A 437-nucleotide genomic window follows, 5' to 3' on the forward strand; every position below is an offset into this window, starting at 1 on the left:
TGCGTTCGGAGACGTAGGCTTCCGCCAGTTTTGCTTCGGCGCGGCGGAGTCGATAGGACAACGTTGACCCGGGGATTCCGAGTCGCTCTGCCAGTTCGTAGGTCTCGATTTCGCGGGGTGTTTCGTAGTAGCCATGGTCGACGGCGGCCCGCACGGCGGCGTCTTGCTCTCCGGTGAGTGCCGCGCTGCTGTCGTCGGGCGTCGTCTCTTCAGCGTCCCCGACCCGGACGAAGGTGACACCGGTGGTGTCGTCGATTTCGGCCTCAATGGCGTTGCGAAACGCGTGATAGGTAGTGTCATTGGGGGCGATAATCCGCCACTCGTAGCGGTGGCCAACCCACGTCGTCTGGAAAATAAGGCCGTCACCGAAGTGATCGAGCGCGAGGTGCGGGATGGAGGTACAGGAAGGCGTCCGCGTCCAGTATGAGTAAAGAACG

At 62.0% G+C, this 437-nt stretch carries 1 protein-coding gene; it reads right to left on the reverse strand.

The genetic code is table 11. The features are described 5' to 3' along the window. On the reverse strand, positions 1 to 437 hold a 437-nt coding region (locus tag D3D02_RS20015; protein WP_199723244.1), incomplete at both ends, for a helix-turn-helix domain-containing protein.

The sequence above is a fragment of the Halobellus sp. Atlit-38R genome (genome assembly GCF_003665925.1).
GTDB lineage: Archaea > Halobacteriota > Halobacteria > Halobacteriales > Haloferacaceae > Haloquadratum > Haloquadratum inordinatus.